General features: G+C 44.3%; 13 protein-coding genes. 4 read left to right on the top strand and 9 right to left on the bottom strand.

The annotated features are described in order from the left end of the window. Positions 1-520: 520 nt before the first annotated feature. From grxD to C5N92_RS11130, 3 genes are all read right to left on the bottom strand, one after another. A complete protein-coding gene (gene grxD / locus C5N92_RS11140) occupies positions 521-847 on the bottom strand; it encodes a Grx4 family monothiol glutaredoxin (protein WP_111750912.1) in 327 nt (108 codons plus the stop codon). Between the two features lie 22 nt (positions 848-869). Further along, on the bottom strand, positions 870-2,540 hold the full coding sequence (gene ettA / locus C5N92_RS11135) for an energy-dependent translational throttle protein EttA (protein WP_111750911.1): 1,671 nt from the start codon (positions 2,538-2,540) through the stop codon (positions 870-872). 170 nt (positions 2,541-2,710) lie between these two features. Then, positions 2,711-3,493, bottom strand: a complete 783-nt coding sequence (locus tag C5N92_RS11130) for an outer membrane protein assembly factor BamD (RefSeq protein WP_111750910.1) — start codon at positions 3,491-3,493, stop codon at positions 2,711-2,713. A gap of 150 nt (positions 3,494-3,643) precedes the next feature. Here C5N92_RS11130 and rluD point away from each other — a divergent pair, with 150 nt between their 5' ends. Then, positions 3,644-4,621 carry a 23S rRNA pseudouridine(1911/1915/1917) synthase RluD gene (rluD, locus tag C5N92_RS11125; protein WP_111750909.1) on the top strand — a complete coding sequence of 326 codons (978 nt, stop codon included), beginning with the start codon at positions 3,644-3,646 and terminating at the stop codon, positions 4,619-4,621. Between the two features lie 71 nt (positions 4,622-4,692). Here the strand turns inward: rluD and C5N92_RS11120 are convergent, their stop codons facing one another. From C5N92_RS11120 to C5N92_RS11095, 6 genes are all read right to left on the bottom strand, one after another. Continuing rightward, a complete protein-coding gene (locus C5N92_RS11120; protein ID WP_111750908.1) occupies positions 4,693-5,406 on the bottom strand; it encodes a YwiC-like family protein in 714 nt (237 codons plus the stop codon). Positions 5,407-5,415: 9 nt separating this feature from the next. Then, positions 5,416-6,816 (bottom strand): ABC transporter ATP-binding protein, encoded by a 1,401-nt coding sequence (locus C5N92_RS11115; RefSeq protein WP_111750907.1) that lies wholly within the window; start codon positions 6,814-6,816, stop codon positions 5,416-5,418. A gap of 233 nt (positions 6,817-7,049) precedes the next feature. Beyond that, a complete protein-coding gene (locus tag C5N92_RS11110; RefSeq protein WP_111750906.1) occupies positions 7,050-7,832 on the bottom strand; it encodes an ABC transporter permease in 783 nt (260 codons plus the stop codon). Continuing rightward, positions 7,829-8,773, bottom strand: coding sequence for an ABC transporter permease (locus C5N92_RS11105; RefSeq protein WP_111750905.1), 945 nt, complete (start codon positions 8,771-8,773; stop codon positions 7,829-7,831). The genes C5N92_RS11110 and C5N92_RS11105 overlap by 4 nt, the downstream gene beginning before the upstream one ends. A gap of 104 nt (positions 8,774-8,877) precedes the next feature. Then, the gene (locus C5N92_RS11100) at positions 8,878-10,461 is read right to left on the bottom strand and encodes an ABC transporter substrate-binding protein (RefSeq protein ID WP_111750904.1); all 1,584 of its coding nucleotides are present in this window, start codon (positions 10,459-10,461) and stop codon (positions 8,878-8,880) included. Between the two features lie 156 nt (positions 10,462-10,617). After that, positions 10,618-11,469 (bottom strand): thymidylate synthase, encoded by an 852-nt coding sequence (locus C5N92_RS11095; protein WP_111750903.1) that lies wholly within the window; start codon positions 11,467-11,469, stop codon positions 10,618-10,620. Between the two features lie 88 nt (positions 11,470-11,557). Here C5N92_RS11095 and C5N92_RS11090 point away from each other — a divergent pair, with 88 nt between their 5' ends. From C5N92_RS11090 to uvrC, 3 genes are all read left to right on the top strand, one after another. Then, the gene (locus tag C5N92_RS11090; protein ID WP_111750902.1) at positions 11,558-12,088 is read left to right on the top strand and encodes a hypothetical protein; all 531 of its coding nucleotides are present in this window, start codon (positions 11,558-11,560) and stop codon (positions 12,086-12,088) included. Between the two features lie 132 nt (positions 12,089-12,220). Further along, entirely contained in the window at positions 12,221-12,769 is a 549-nt protein-coding gene (gene pgsA, locus C5N92_RS11085; RefSeq protein WP_111750901.1) for a CDP-diacylglycerol--glycerol-3-phosphate 3-phosphatidyltransferase, read from the top strand. Positions 12,770-12,861: 92 nt separating this feature from the next. Continuing rightward, positions 12,862-14,697: an excinuclease ABC subunit UvrC gene (gene uvrC, locus C5N92_RS11080; RefSeq protein ID WP_111750914.1), complete on the top strand. Its 1,836-nt coding sequence runs from the start codon at positions 12,862-12,864 to the stop codon at positions 14,695-14,697. Positions 14,698-14,702: the final 5 nt, after the last annotated feature.

Below are 14,702 nucleotides of genomic sequence, written 5' to 3'. Positions count from 1 at the left end.
TCAGAAGTGAAACGCAGTAACGCCGATGGTAGTGTGGGGTTTCCCTATGTGAGAGTAGGGCACCATCAGGGTTTTATACCAAAGAAAACCGCAAGTTAGAGATAGCTTGCGGTTTTTTGCGTTTGGGGATGGGGAAACATAGTAGACGAAAAGCAAGAAGGTGGGTAGACAAGCGGGGAGATTGGGGAAAGGTTTTACAAATGATGGAAAATATCTGACCGCTTGTCTTGATTAAGGGGCTTACCCACTGCCACTTTTAAATTCTTCGCAAAACTAATATTTAAACCTTAATTATTAATTTAACCCTTTTTCAAATGAGACAAATGTATTGTTTGGTTTATTATGTAGTAAGAACATTGGAAAATTATTAATCAATGTAGGAAAGGAAGTAAGAATAATTATTAAAACTGAAAGTAGTTAATTTTAGTCTAAAAATATACCCTTAACCACAAGGGTTAAGGGTATCAATGTAACTAAAACGAGAGGTTTAAAATTTCTTGTATTAGCTTATCTCTATTTATTATGCAGGATGTCTTTCTGCCACTTCTTTTAATAGCTTTTGTAATTCACCTTTTTGTGCCATCTCTAATACGATATCACAACCACCGATTAATTCACCTTCCACCCATAATTGTGGGAAAGTTGGCCAGTTTGCGTATTTTGGTAACTCAGCACGAATATCTGGGTTAGATAGAATATCTACATAACCAAATGGCACTTGGCAGTTAATCACTGCTTCCACTGCACGAGCAGAGAAACCGCAAGATGGGAATTTTGGTGAACCTTTCATATATAAAAGAATAGGGTTTTCGCTGATTTGTTTTTGGATTCTTTCAATCGTTTCCATTTTTTACCTCATTAATTAAAAATTATTTCGCAATACGTTTATATTTCATACGATGTGGCTGAGTGGCTTCTGCGCCAAAGGTTTTCTTCTTCCACTCTTCGTAGTCAGAGAAGTTACCTTCGTAGAAGGTGACTTTGCCTTCATCGCCGTAGTCTAAAATGTGCGTTGCGATACGGTCTAAGAACCAACGGTCGTGGGAAATCACCATCGCACAGCCTGGGAATTCTAAGATCGCATTTTCTAATGCACGCAAGGTTTCTACGTCTAAATCGTTGGTCGGTTCGTCTAATAATAAGACGTTTCCACCCGCTTGTAACAATTTCGCCAAGTGTAAACGACCACGTTCACCGCCTGATAATTCGCCGACACGTTTTTGTTGATCAACGCCTTTAAAGTTAAAGCGTCCAACATAAGCACGGCTTGGGATTTCAAAGTTGCCGATAGTCAAAATATCTTGACCGTTTGACACTTCTTCCCACACGGTTTTCTTATCGTCCATTGCATCACGGAACTGATCCACTGACGCTAACACCACAGTTTCGCCCATTACGATTGAGCCACTATCTGCTTGTTCTTGACCTGAAAGCATACGGAATAAGGTCGATTTACCTGCACCGTTCGCCCCGATAATCCCCACAATCGCCCCTTTCGGAATACTGAAAGAGAGATTATCAATTAAAGTGCGGTCGCCGTAAGACTTGGTTAAGTTGCTTACTTCAATCACTTTATCGCCTAAGCGTGGACCAGGTGGAATAAAGAGTTCGTTGGTTTCGTTACGTTTTTGGTATTCGCCAGAGTTAAGTTCTTCAAAGCGAGCCATACGCGCCTTGCTTTTCGCTTGGCGACCTTTCGGATTTTGACGCACCCATTCCAACTCTTTCGCAATCGATTTTTGGCGTGCATTTTCCGCTGCTTGCTCTTGCTCTAAGCGTTTCTCTTTCTGCTCTAACCAAGAAGAGTAGTTACCTTCCCAAGGAATACCCTCGCCACGGTCAAGCTCTAAGATCCAACCTGCAACGTTGTCTAAGAAGTAACGGTCGTGGGTGATTGCCACTACAGTGCCTTCGTAGTCGTGTAAGAAACGTTCTAACCACGCCACAGACTCTGCGTCTAAGTGGTTGGTCGGTTCGTCTAATAACAACATATCTGGTTTTTCAAGCAACAGACGGCAAAGTGCCACACGACGGCGTTCGCCCCCTGAAAGATGTTCGATTTTAGCGTCCCAATCAGGTAAACGTAATGCATCTGCAGCACGCTCAAGTTGGTTATCCAAATTGTGACCATCGTGGGCTTGAATAATGGCTTCTAATTGAGCTTGTTCTGCGGCAAGTTTATCGAAATCCGCATTTTCATCGGCATAAGCAGCATAAACTTCATCTAAACGTTTTAAGGCTTGGCTAACTTCAGCAACGGCTTCTTCAATCGCTTCACGTACAGTTTGTTGTGGTTCGAGTTTTGGCTCTTGTGGGAGATAGCCGATTTTGATCCCTGGTTGTGGGCGAGCTTCCCCTTCGATCTCTTTATCGATCCCCGCCATAATGCGTAATAAAGTCGATTTACCCGCACCATTTAAGCCGAGTACCCCGATTTTCGCTCCTGGGAAGAAGCTCAAAGAAATATCTTTAAGAATATGACGTTTCGGCGGGACAACCTTACCTACTCGGTGCATCGTATAAACAAATTGCGTGGACATATACATTCCTTTTCTGACAAAAATTGGCAGGTATTTTACTTGAAATTAGGGGGATAGGGAATCTGAAAAGCATAAGCGGTCAGTTATGTTTAAAAATTTACAAATTTTTAGAATTAACTGACCGCTTGAAATGTGTTTAGCTATAATGCTGAATACTAGAAAGTAAGTGATTAAAATTGTTCACCATATTCAGGTTTACTAACACTCGGAAATTCTTTATTTTTATTAGCTTCAATCATGGCAGCAACTTTCTGCGCTGAATCTTGAATCCCCATGGCTTCAAAGGATTGTTGTAATAAAGGTAATGCTTCATAAGTTGCCTTGCTATTTGGATAAATACGCATCATCTCTTCAACACGTTCAGCGACAGCAACATAAGCATCGCGTTCCATATAAAATTCGGCGATTTTTAGTTCGTGCTCTGCTAAGCGATTAAGTAAATAAGCCATCCAATTTTGTGCATCTTGCACATATTGGCTTTGTGGATAATGTTGAACGATAGTTTGGAAGCTACCATAAGCATTACGCACACTATCCACCGCACGAGAAGAACGGTTTACACCAAAGAAATCTTGAATCCAATTATCGCTTAGACGAGCATTGCTAAGAGCCGCAAGATAGTAAACATAGTCCATACTTGCACTATTCGGATACGCACGAACAAAACGTTCTGCTGTGTCTAATGCTTTATGATATTCTCCTAATTTATAGTTTGAATAAATTAAGCTAAGCTGAACTTGTTCACCGTAAGCTCCTTGATTTGCTTTTACATCAACTGCATCTAAATAGCGAATTGCATTAGTATAATCGCCTTCTTGAAGGAAGGATTGACCTTTGCTGTAGAGATCTTGTGCAGGAATACCTGCAAATTCATTTTCTTTAGAAGAACCAGAGCAGCCGACAAGAAGAAGTCCTGCAAGGATAAGTGAAGCAACAGAAGAAAGTTTACGCATAATGATTTTACCTATAAAAAGTGTCTGCGAGCTTAAAGTTAATGTACAATGCTATATGACTTAGTATTATTCGCAAAGTTCATACGAAAAATGCTACTATTTTATAGAACATCACTCAAGAAGAAAACATAATTTGGAATTTTATCATTAATGACTCAACAAATTACCCTACAAACTGAAGTTACTTCAGATTTATTAGGCGCAAGATTAGACCAAGCCCTTGCGCAATTATTCCCCGATTATTCACGTTCACGCATTAAAGTGTGGATTGAAAATGAGCAAGTCTCCGTAAATGGCAAGATAGTCAACAAAGCCCGTGAAAAAGTTTTTGGCGGAGAGTTGATTGAGATTCAAGCAGAAGTGGAAGAAGAAGTTCGTTTTGAGCCACAAGATATTCCGTTAAATATCGTTTATGAAGATGATGATATTTTGGTGATTAACAAGCCTGTAGATTTGGTGGTTCACCCCGGTGCAGGAAACCCTGACGGCACCGTACTGAATGCCTTATTGCACCATTATCCACAAATTGCCGAAGTGCCACGTGCGGGCATTGTGCATCGCTTGGATAAAGACACGACAGGTTTGATGGTTATCGCAAAAACGATTCCCGCCCAAACCCATTTAGTCACGGCATTACAAAAACGGGAGATTACTCGTGAATATGAAGCGGTTGCCAGTGGAATTATGACCCAAGGTGGTAAAGTTGATGAGCCGATGGCTCGTCATCCAACTAAACGTACGGCAATGGCTGTTCACCCAATGGGCAAACCTGCGGTGACTCACTATCGTATTATGGAGCGTTTCCGTAACTACACCCGTTTGCGTTTACGCTTAGAAACAGGGCGAACACACCAAATTCGTGTACACATGGCACATATTGCGCACCCACTGCTTGGTGATCAACTTTACGGCGGTCGTCCATGTCCACCAAAAGGCGCAACGCCTGAGTTTTTGGATGTATTACGTAATTTCAAACGCCAAGCACTACATGCGGCAATGTTGCGTTTACATCACCCTATTACAAATGAATTAATGGAATGGCACGCGCCGTTACCTGATGATTTTGTTGAATTAATTCATGCTTTAAAAGCAGATTATCAGCTACATAAAGATGAGTTAGATTATTAATTTATGCTTCCCCCGTTTACGGGGGAAGTACCGCCAACGGCGGGGAAGGGGGGAGTTGACTGAATATCTTCTTATACTGAAAAACAAAGCCCCAAGACAAAAACAGCCACCACAGCAAATTCCAGCATACCGACCTGTTTAATATTCAAATCCTTTTTCGGCACGATGATGGCTCTGAGAAGTCCTACCAAGTAAGCAATAAAAATCCCATAAGAGCCTAGTGCAAAGTAGCCTAGCCCAAGCACAATGTGAGCAATTAAACTCAGTTGATGATAACGGGGATTTTTGCGTTCCCTTGCCACACTTTTCACATATAAAGTAGTTGCAATAAAAAAGAGCGTAGGGTGAAGCAATATCTCAACATGATATTGCGCTGTCGCTAAGTAAAAACTCGCCATGCCAATTATGCCGAAGGTGAGAATACCCGCAATATCATTCCATAAATTACGTTCATCTTTTTGCTTAGCATAATGTATTTGCACTAAGACAAGCGGTAAGATCGGCAATAAAAATTGCAATACGGCAAAATGGCTTAAGAGTAGCGGAAAGGCAAATAAGGCACTCATCAATGCATAAATCATCGCCCAACGTTTATATTTTTCATTATTCTTTTTGCTGAAAATCGCTAAAAAAGGATAAGAAAAGAGATAAACAAAGAACCAACTTAACCCCAGCCACAAATGCGCCGTAACCCAATGGCTAGCAAAAATACCATAAAGACACGGCACGAATGCCATTACTAATGCCCCATGTTGATTTGAAATAATCGGTTTTTCCTTAAACATTGTCGTGACTTAAAGATAGTTTTCAAGGTTGATTACTTTATCACAACTCCGCTCAATCAAAAACGGATCGTGGCTGACGATAATCAAACCGCAGTTTCTTGCTCGGCACTGCTCGATTAATAGGGCGATCGTTTCCTGTTGGGTAATAGGGTCTAAGCGAGAAGTCACTTCATCGGCAAACAGCAAAACAGGCTCTAACAGCAAGGCTCGCAAAATCGCCACCCGTTGTAGCTCACCGCCTGACACATTTTCCGCATTGCGTTGCAGAATGTCAGGGGAAAGGGCGAGTTGTTGCAATAGCGTTGGGATTTGGCTGCGATCTAACTGATGGTGTTCAATCACATCGTCCAACAAGGTTTGCAAGCTCACATTAGGGGCAAAGGCTTCGGGCGGATCTTGGTAGAGCTTCAGCACTTGGTGTTTTTTATGGCTCTGGCTGTGCCAAATCACATCGCCCGATTTTTGTTTTAACAAGCCACACAGCACGTCAGCAAGGCTACTTTTGCCTATGCCACTATGCCCGACAATACCAAGAATTTCGCCTTTGTGCAGATCAAAGGATAGCCCTTGAAACAAGGTGCGATTGCCACGTGCAACGCTCAAATTTTTCACAGACACAAGCGGTTCGTTTTTAGCGATTTTTTGCAACGGTTGCCAATGTTGCGGATCGGCTCCAATCAAGGCTTGCGTGTAAGTGTGTTGCGGAGCCTTGAGCAGTTGCTCCGCTTCCCCTTGCTCCACCAACTTGCCTTTTCGCATTACAAAAATATAACCGCCGAGCTGGGTTGCGACATCAATATCGTGGGTGATCGTCAGCAAACCGCCGCCCTTTTCATAGGCTTGTTTGAGTAGGTTGATCACTTCCTGCTTGCTTTTCGGGTCAAGTCCTTTAGTTGGCTCATCGGCAAGCAGAATTTTGCCCCCTGAAGCTGTCGCTATCGCAAAGGACGCCCGTTGAGCCATACCGCCTGAAAGCTGGTGCGGATAGCGTTGTTGAGCGTCCGCCAAACCGAGTTGGGTCAGGGCAATTTCGCCTGCTTTTTCCGCATTTTTCGGGCTAAGCCCAGCCACAAAGCGAAAACTTTCCCACAGCTGTCGGCTAATGCGAATTAGCGGATTAAGGGATCGGCGTGGCTCTTGGGGCAACATCACTAAGGTTTTGCCCCAAAGTTGCGGCAAGCGGTCGGATTGCTCGTCAATTTTGCAATTTTCTACGAAAATCTCACCGCTTGCGGTTAAGCCTTGTGGTAAGGCTCCCATAATCCCTTGAATTAACAGGCTTTTTCCCGATCCTGTTTCGCCTAAAATGGTGATGTTCTTTCCGCTCTCAAGGCTAAGGCTAATGGGTTCGACTAGTTCGGTTCCGTCTAAAGTATGAATACACAGGTTTTGGATTTTTAGTAGTGGCACTTTTGTTTCTCTGTTTATGTAATTGATACCGTTCGCTCCCCCTGCTTGCGGGGGGCGCTGCCGAAGGCTGAGGGGGGCAATAAAAGCGTGTATTTAGTTGTAATCCCCCCTTCCGCCTTCGGCACATTATTCGCTTCGCTCACCCTACGGGTCGTTGGCAAAGCCAACGTTCAAATGCTGTCGCATTTGTCCTCCCGTAAACGGGGGAAGGGAATGTTAGATAATTTTTTATCTCACTTCACCCTACCCGCCAACAACTGTAAACTCAATACCAGCAAAAACACCGCCATTACAGGTTGTAGGAAGATCAACGGGGCTTGGTAGTAATAGGGGAATAATTCCGTCATCATCAAGCCTAATTCCGCTGTGGGTGGACGCAAGCCGACACTGACAAAGCCAAGTGTGGCAAGGGCTAAAATCGCATTGCCGATAGAAAAAGCGGTTAGGGTGGCGATCATCGGCAGTAGGCGTGGTAGCAAGTGGCGTTTAATGCAATAGAACCACGTCATTCCCATTAAGCGAGAAGATTGCCGTTCCGCACTGGACGCAAGGGTGCTGGTGATTGCTCGTACTACACGGAAAAATTCCACCCAAATCACCAATGCAATGCCTAAATAGAGCGTCCAAAACGAGCCAGGTGAAAGGGATGCAAACAGCAAAATCAGCAATAAACCGGGCAGAGCCATCACTAAATCACAGATAAAGCTAAACAAGCGGTCTAGCCAACCGCCGAAAAGCCCTGCCAAAATGCCGAACAGCAAGCCTGCCAACAAAGCACAGGCAACACTAAACAGAGACAAGCCAAACGAGAGACGGATTGCTGAGGCAAGGCGGGCGAACATATCTCGCCCGAGATGATCGGTGCCGAGCCAGCTTTCACTGTCAGGGCTTGCCAACATATTGCTCAAGTCTTGAAAGCCAATATCCATCGGGTAGAAGTAAGGTTGCAAAAACGCCGTTGTCAGTAACAGCGTAAGCAACAAGGCTCCGCAACGTTGTCCGAAAGTTAATTTCATCTCACACCCCCATCTCGAATACGGGGATCGATCCACGCATTGAGTAAATCCGCCAACATATTGAGCAACACAAACAGACCGCCCATTACCAACGCCGTGCCTTGTATCATTGGCACATCACGAGCAATAATGGCGTGAACCAACGCGTGTCCGCTGCCCGGCCACGCAAACAGGCTTTCGACAATCACTACGCCTTCAATCAAATAAACCAGCTGAACACTGTGATAAGCAATCACTGGCACTGCGATGTTGGCAATGCCGTGTCGCACAAAGGTTTGCCAACGGCTCAAGCCTTTGAGTTGAGCAAATTGATAGTAGTCGGATTGCATAACTTGCACCATCGCTTGCCGTGTTACTCGCACCGACACGGCACTCAAGCCGATCGCCAGTGTTAAAGCAGGCAAGACAAAATGCGACCAGCTGCCATATCCGCCAGCAGGAAGCCATTTGAGTTGCACCGAAAAGAGCGTAATCAGCCCGATTGCAATAATAAAGGCAGGCACGGAGCGGAACAGGCTACTGAACACCAACGTCAAGCGGTCAAATACGCCGTTAGGTTTACGAGCCGCCAACACGCCCAACGTTGGACCAATCAACAGAGCCAACAGCAATGCCAACACCGCAAGGCTCAAGGTATGCCCGAATTGATGTTCAATTTCGTGCCATACGCTATCGCCCGTCACCAACGATTTGCCCAAATTAAACTGCACTAAGTCCAACAACCAGTTGCCGTAAGTTTGCCACCAAGGTTGATCTAACCCCAGTTCAGCACGCACCATTTCCGCCGCCGCACTGTCCGTTTGGTCGTAACCATAACGGCTTGCCGCAATGCGATACGCCATATCACCCGAAAGTTGCCGAGTTAAAATAAAAGTTAAAGTCCCGACCGACCAAATCACCAACAGAATTTGCGACAGCCGTCTGAATAAAATTGAAAGCACGGGGATCCTTGAAATTTTTTATAATGAAGTAGGGACACACTGAGTGTGTCCGTTTAATATCAATGAAAGCTGACGGACACACGCAGTGTGTCCCTACATTTTGATTATTTATTCAACAACTCCAAAAGGAACCGTCTTTCAAACGGGTCTAGCGTGACATTTTTCACGTCTTTATGTGCCACCACATTTTGTTGATAGTAAACCACAGGGATAATCGGCAGTTCATCGTGAATAATTTGGCTCACGGTCTGTTTCAAGGCTTTGGCTTTTTGCGGATCACGTTCCGTTTCAAGTTGGGTTAATGCGTTGTCTAATGTCGCATTTTGCCAGTTCATTACGCCCCAATCGCTGCCGTTCTTTGCATAATCCTGCACGATCACGCCAAATGGGTCTAAAGTTTTACCATAATTTAACGCATACAACGCCATTTCCAAACTGCCGTCTTTGTGTCCTGCTGGGATTTCGCTGAAATTGCCGACCGATACATTAACATCAACGCCGATCTGCTTCCATTGAGCTTGCAAAATGGTCGCAATCACAGGCAATTCAGGGCGATCAGAAAAGGTGCGTAAGGTGAAACTAAACGGCTTGCCGTCTTTGGTGAGCTTGCCTTCGCTGTTAAATTCATAGCCACGAGCGGTCAGATCCGCTTTGATTTTTGCAATATCAGGCTGGGAAGTTACCGCTTCAATTCGCCAATCGGCAAAGGCTTTCGGCAAAATTTGATCTGCCATTCCGCCGTCAATTTTCAACACATTTTCGGCAATCGCTTTACGATCAATCGCATCGCTCAAGGCTTTTCGCACCGCTAAATCATTAAAAAACGGTTTCGCCACGTCCATTTTGAGCTGAATGGTTCGAGCGATAGAAACGCTGGTCAGGTTCAAATTCGGATCGGTTTTCAAACGCTCAACGCTTGCGGTATCAAGGTTGAACACCAACGCCGATTTATCGCTTTGTGCCATTAACATACGGGTTTCGCTACGGCTGCTGGCTAGGTAATTCGCTTGAGACAATTTCGGTTTGTTGCCCCAATACTGCTCAAAACGCACCGCTTCCAATTTTTGTGGCGGCTCAATTTTACTTGCCTTAAACGCCCCCGTGCCAATCAGCTGTGTCACTTCGCCCTTGTCGTTATAACTTTCAGGGGCAAGAATAATGGCGGTATAGTGAGTTAAAAAGGACGGAAACGGCACAAACGGCTTGTTCAAAGCGATCTGAATTTCACTATCGCTCACTGCTTGAATGTGCTTAATAAAGGCTTTTTGCAACACGCCCGGTTTTGCCATTGCAATGTTTAGGCTATTTGCCACCGCTTGTGCGGTGAGCGGTTGCCCATTATGGAACACCACATCCGGACGAAGTTTGAATGTCCAAAGGGTTGCGTCATCATTGCTTGCCCATTCTGTCGCAAGCCCAGCCACCAATTCCCCGTTCAAATTCGCTTCCACTAAGGTTTCCGCCAAATTCATACGCTGAAAAATCACGCCTGTTTGGTTTGGATCAAGGCTGTTAATTTCCCAAGGGGCAACGACAGTCGCCAAGGCGAGTTCATCATTTTGTTGTACTTGAGTTGTTGGTTCAGTTGGCTTTTCGGTTTCTGTTGTTGTGGCTTTATCACCTTGAAAATAGTGAACTGCAAGTGCCGCAACACCACCAACAAGAAATGGTGCAAGAAATTTTTTCATTTTATATCCCTTAAATAAAAATGGTTTTTAAAAAGGCGTGTATTGTGCCATAAATTCCATAAAAAAATAGTGGGATATTAACAATTTTGCAAAAAAAGTGAGAAATTTGACCGCTTGTCGCAAAAGAAAGGGGCAAAGGTAATTTGCCCCGATAAGTTAAACAGAGAAAGGATATTGAATACTCGGGTGAAATTCGTAGCCTTCGACTTCAAAATCAGCCAGCGTTACCCATGTTTCTAGGTCTTCAAGGGATTTAATGTCAGGATTGATTTTCAGCGTTGGAGCTTTAAATGGAGTACGTTTTAGTTGTACATCTCGCATTAAGTCGAGTTGGTCTTCGTAAATATGTGCATTCACGATTTTGTGGAAAGCCAGCCCAGCTTGATGTCCTGTGATTTGAGCCATTAAAGCTAAAAAAGTGTAGCATTGGATCATATTCCAGTTTAAGCCTAACGGTACATCGGCGGAGCGTTGTGTACTGTTCAGATAGAGCGTGCCGTCTAGTAGCGAAAAGTGGTGACTGTGTAAGCAAGGACGCAAACAGCCCATATGGAATGCACCGGGATGATAGAAAGTGTAAATCTCTCCACGATTATCTACGCCACGTTTGAGATCATCGACAATCTGACGTAATAGATCGACACTGCCGCCGCCAACTTTTGGGAAATTACGCCCTACCGCACCATAAACCAAGCCCATATCATCTTCGCCTTTACGGTGTGGATTTGCCAGCCAAGCGGCATTTTCATTCGCATTAGCGTCCCACGATTTTGTGCCTAACTGACGGAAATCAGCAGCGTTATCGTAGCCACGAATATAGCCCAACAGTTCGGCAATCGCCGCTTTCCAAAAACTTTTGCGAGTGGTCACAAGGGGAAACTCACCGCTTGCCACATCGTAGGTTAAATCCGCATTAATCACCGTTAAACAACGCTTGCCCGTGCGTTCGTTTTCCACCCATTTGCCTTGCTCAACAATGCGTTGGCAAAGATCGAGATATTGTTTCATAGTGCTACCTTAAAAGTTTAGAGTAATTGAGTAAATAATTTGCTAGAATTGTAGCACTTTTTAGATAAAGAGAAATAAGGAGTAAGTTATGAAATCTTTATTCAAAATGGCATTAGTGATTTCTACCTTAGTATTTGTGGCGGCTTGTAGCTCAAAAACAAGCGGTTGGAAACGTTTATCCGAATCAGAGATCGATCAAAAATCCTATGCGATTGCTTATGGTGCAACGGGGCAGACTTATGCCGACCGTGTTAATGCAAGCTATGATATTGATTCATTTATGCACGGTGTTGATGATTGGTTTAATAAAAAAGTGAGCTTACCGATTGAACAGATTCGTGCAAGTTTATTAAATCGTATGCTCGATCATAATGTTTACGCTTATTACAGTGGCGTGCTATACGCAGCAGAATTACAAGGTAACTTTAACCGCTTAAGCCCAACTTGTTGGGGCTTAGTCCAAGCACCAAGTATTACGCAAGGGATTCACGATGCGATGTTAGATCTTCAGGCGAATAAAGTGCGTCACGATAAATATATTCAAGAAGGTGCGGATCAAATTCTCCATTTATGTGTAGAAAAAATGGAATCAGAATCTCAAAAAAGTAAGAAAAAATAGTCTGTAAATCGACAAGCGGTGAGTTCAAGATAAAATTTTGCAAAAAATTATCGGGAACTGACCGCTTGCTCTTTCTTCTTTCCGTTGCTTTTACTAAAATATCGACAATTTTCTTACCTATCCTATAAAAAAATGAAACTCAACATTCCAACCTATTTAACCTTATTTCGTGTTGCTCTGATACCGCTGTTTATTATTGCATTTTACTTACCTATTCAATATTCCGCGGAAATTACCACACTCATTTTCTTTATTGCGTCAATTACGGATTGGTTTGACGGTTTCCTTGCTCGAAAATTAAACCAAACAACACGTCTCGGGGCATTTTTGGATCCTGTGGCAGATAAAGTATTGGTGGCGATAGCGTTGGTTTCGGTGGTGGAGTATTACCATACTTGGTGGATTAGTATTCCTGCTGGCATTGTGATTGCTCGTGAAATTATTATTTCTGCTCTGCGTGAATGGATGGCAGAACTGGGTGAGCGGGCAAGTGTGGCAGTCTCTATTTGGGGTAAGGTAAAAACCACCGCACAGATGTTAGCCCTTGGCGGTTTGCTGTGGCGACAAGCACCTTGGATGGAATATACCGCTTTCGCCTTGCTTTATATTGCGGCGATTTTGACGATTTGGTCGATGTTGCAGTATCTCAAAGCGTCTAAGGGAAGTTTGTTGAAGTCCTAGAAAATCGTAGGGACACACTGAGTGTGTCCGCCTAATCTTAATTTACGCAAAAATGATATTCAATGGACACACGCAGTGTGTCCCTACAACTTATGTCAGATTTTGATTCCAAACAATTCCTTGCTGATACGCCCCATAACCCTGGGGTTTATCGTATGTACGATGCGAAAGGCACGATTATTTATGTCGGCAAAGCCAAAGATTTGAAAAAACGGCTGTCGAGCTATTTTCGCAGCAATCTTGCCAGTCGCAAAACGGAAGCCTTAGTGTCGCAAATTGCTCATATCGACACCACCATCACCCATTCGGAAACGGAAGCCCTACTGCTTGAACATAACTACATCAAGGAAAACCAGCCGAAATACAATGTGCTGTTGCGAGATGATAAATCCTACCCTTACATTTTGCTTACCAAACATCAACATCCCCGTTTAGCGAGCTTTCGGGGTAGTAAGAAAATCGCAGGGGAGTATTTCGGACCTTATCCCAATGCAGGAGCGGTGCGAGAAACCTTGAATTTGTTGCAAAAAATTTTCCCGATCCGCCAGTGTGAAGACAGCTATTACAAAAACCGTTCTCGTCCTTGTTTGCAATATCAAATCGGGCGTTGCCTTGCCCCTTGCGTTGAAGGCGTGTATTCGCAAGCGGAGTACGATCAACAGGTGGAATATGTCCGTTTGTTTTTGCAGGGCAAAGATCAGCAGGTGATCGAACATCTGATCGCCAAAATGGAAAAGGCTGCGGCGGATCTTGATTTTGAAACAGCGGCACGTTTTCGGGATCAGATCCAACAGGTGCGAGCGGTAACGGAAAAACAATTTGTCTCGAATGAACGGCTAGACGATCTCGACATCATTTCTATCGCTTATCAGCACGGCATTGCTTGCGTGCATATTCTGTTTGTGCGACAAGGCAAGGTGTTGGGCAGTCGTAGTTATTTCCCTAAAGTGCCGAACCATACGGAACTAGCGGAGTTGAGCGATACTTTTATCGGTCAATTCTATTTGCAGATGAACCAGCATCGCACCATTCCGCACCAAATTATTATCGATCACCCCGTGAGCGAAGCGGAGGCATTGGAAAAAGTGTTGGGCGAGCAGGCTGGGCATAAAGTGAGCATTACCGACAAAGTGCGTGGCGAAAAAAGCCGTTATCTTGCCCTTGCTAAAACCAACGCAATAGCGGCTCTAACTTTGCAACTCAAGCAAGACGCTCGTATTCAAACCCGTTATGAAGCGTTACAAGCGGTGCTTTCTTTGCCAAAAATTGCAAGAATGGAGTGTTTCGACATCAGTCATACAATGGGCGAGCAGACGGTCGCTTCTTGTGTGGTGTTTGATGAAAATGGTCCGCTCAAATCCGATTATCGCCGTTTCAACATTGAAGGCATTACGGGCGGCGATGATTATGCGGCGATGGAACAAGCGTTGTTAAAACGCTACGACAAACCGCTTCCCCCTGAAAAAATCCCCGACATTATTTTTATTGACGGCGGAAAAGGGCAGTTAAACCGAGCGTTAGAAACCTTTGCGAATTTACAGGTGGAATGGGATAAATCAAAGCCGTTGCTTATCGGCGTGGCAAAAGGCGTAGAGCGAAAAGCAGGCTTGGAAACCTTGCTTATCAGCAAATGGGATAAGGAAATTCATCTTCCACCCGACAGCCCAGCGTTGCACTTAATTCAACATATCCGTGATGAGTCGCACAACCATGCCATCAGCGGACACCGCAAAAAACGCCAAAAAGCCTTTACCGAAAGTGGATTAGAAGCTATTGCAGGCGTGGGAGCCAAACGCCGCCAAGCGTTGCTCAAATATCTCGGCGGAATGCAAGGGGTGAAAGCCGCTACCCTTGAAGAAATTCAATCGGTGCCAGGGATTTCAGCCGCCCTTGCGGAGACGATTTTTGATACTTTGCACAACAGTTAAACTAA

Source organism: Glaesserella australis (assembly GCF_003260095.1).
In the GTDB taxonomy this organism is placed as follows: domain Bacteria; phylum Pseudomonadota; class Gammaproteobacteria; order Enterobacterales; family Pasteurellaceae; genus Glaesserella; species Glaesserella australis.
This window is presented reverse-complemented; position numbering and strand designations above follow the sequence as displayed.